This window comes from Halococcus sp. AFM35, assembly GCF_051195015.1.
Classification (GTDB): domain Archaea; phylum Halobacteriota; class Halobacteria; order Halobacteriales; family Halococcaceae; genus Halococcus.
In genome coordinates, this window is sequence record NZ_JBNTJU010000084.1 from 1 (window position 1) to 1,506 (window position 1,506).

Below are 1,506 nucleotides of genomic sequence, written 5' to 3' on the forward strand. Positions count from 1 at the left end.
CTCGACTTGGCAAGATCGTTTGGTTCAGCTAGTTCCAGATAATCTGATCGAACTTTCTACGTTCGTTTTATAGCGGTAACTCTATCTGAACAACCTCTCTATAAAACCATCCTGTTCCTTAAATAGAACATAGTATCCACAACTCGTAATAAAGAAATTCGCAGAAGAGGACCATGAGTAGAAATCTACGCGTTCACGCACTGCCTCCCGTAGCTCCGCTCGTGGAAGCGACAGATCGACTTCCACGATGATTTCGAACACTGTCTCGAAGAGAAAATCATTCTGAGCATGATTGAGGCGGACGCTGAGTCCGCCTCCATCCTCCCAAAAGCCGACATCTGCCTGCTCATTGAGCGTTATCAGCGTCCATGCCAGAAACACCAGCTGGATGTATCTCTCAATCCCCTGTTTTCGCTGTAGCTCGTACTGTTTGAAGCCGAATTGCTTATTCGACTCCTCGTGGACAGTTTCGATATTCCACCGATGCTCGACAAGTTCGAGGATCTCGGCCGCTGACCGGCCGAGATCCGTACTGATGTAGTGACGAGTTACGTCGTCCGTCCTGCTCGTTACCAACTTTACCCGACCAAGCCCATCGATTTCGACGATCTCGCTCGCCACGCTATAGGTTTTCTCACGTCCCCGAACGGTGATCGTGATATCTTCGTACTCCAGCGTCGATGCGAAGACATCGACGCGTTCGCTCCAGACAGCTTCCATTGGAGAGACGTGAAAGCTTGATTTGTAGCGGCAGACGACGTTATGGCCCTGATTTTGGATGTCTCGTACTTTGTCGCCACCGTAGTACGCTGAATCGAAAACGACGGTGAGAGCCACTCCAGCCGGGAGCTGGAGTGGCGATATGATCTCTTCGACGGCAATCTCGGTTTTCTTCTTGAACGGCTTGTCGAAATTCGACGTAAGCTCCTCTTTGATGTACATTCGCGCGAGGTACGGGAGATAAGCATCGCCGATTTGGAGACACGATGTGACGAATTTGTTACCGAGTTCCGTTTCTCCTTCTGCCGGATTGTACAACTCGGCGACGCCATCGGTGGCGTCGCCAGTTTTCCCGACATGCGTATCATCGACGTGGAGGAGCACTTCGTCACCAGCCCCGACGTCGAGTTGGTCGAAAGCGTAGTCAGCGTGATCCTGAGCGAGGTCAGTAGCCGACCAGTCGGCTCTACCGAGGAAGTACCGATAGGCTCTACCGGATTTCGCGCCCTCGTCGGGGCGCGAAATCCCCCGAGCGAGTTCACTCACCGTCCACTTTGATTCGGTCATGATCACTGCGCTTACGAACCCATCGAACGAGTCGATGTTGCGGCTATCGGAGAAAACTGGCTCGAACGTCGCTAAGGCTTGATCAGCCCACGGAGGAAGACGAGAAACGCCGAGCATAGTGTGGGAACGTTCGAACTGTGCTGGGAACCGCTATTCGATATCACTACCTACTGCTCGCTGACCAGTCAGCGAGCGTAGAGAAGAGTTGCCAAGTCGAGA

1 protein-coding gene is annotated in these 1,506 nt (G+C 52.5%); it reads right to left on the minus strand.

Annotation, left to right across the window (positions count from 1 at the left end; translation table 11 throughout):
* Window positions 1–81 precede the first annotated feature (81 nt).
* Window positions 82–1,404 carry an IS701 family transposase gene (locus tag ACQUQO_RS18160; protein WP_435080052.1) on the minus strand — a complete coding sequence of 441 codons (1,323 nt, stop codon included), beginning with the start codon at window positions 1,402–1,404 and terminating at the stop codon, window positions 82–84.
* Window positions 1,405–1,506: the final 102 nt, after the last annotated feature.

Bases quoted from the DNA above. Each gene is read 5' to 3' on its own strand.
- ACQUQO_RS18160 (WP_435080052.1), bottom strand. From the start codon at position 1,404: ATGCTCGGCGTTTCTCGTCTTCCTCCGTGGGCTGATCAAGCCTTAGCG.